The organism is Chryseobacterium sp. SIMBA_038, from assembly GCF_046535115.1.
Taxonomy (GTDB): domain Bacteria; phylum Bacteroidota; class Bacteroidia; order Flavobacteriales; family Weeksellaceae; genus Chryseobacterium.
The window spans coordinates 1-252 of sequence record NZ_JAWRXH010000318.1 but is presented as its reverse complement, the minus strand read 5'-3'; the positions used below and the strand labels follow the sequence as shown (position 1 = coordinate 252).

At 31.7% G+C, this 252-nt stretch carries 1 pseudogene; it reads left to right on the top strand.

Features of this window, described 5'->3' with window-relative positions:
• Positions 1-149 precede the first annotated feature (149 nt).
• Positions 150-252 (top strand): annotated as a pseudogene (locus SB689_RS23725) (SGNH/GDSL hydrolase family protein); the annotation flags it as partial.

The following is a 252-nucleotide window of genomic DNA, read 5'->3' as shown; positions in this document are numbered from 1 at the left end:
CTTGTCTGTTTTTCCTAAAAAAGATGTTAAAAAAACATACAGAGATGGAGCGTATTCAGAAGATTTTATTTTACTTTGAATACTATTTTTAAATGCTTTTAGCCTGAGTCATTGAACAGGTTTAGATAATAAATAAAAGAACGAATTGAATGAAGAAAATTGTATATGGACTGTTCTTTGGAGACAGTATAACGTATGGAGAATATGACGGCGTTTTCGGGGGCTGGGTTGATATTTTAAAAAGATATGCCC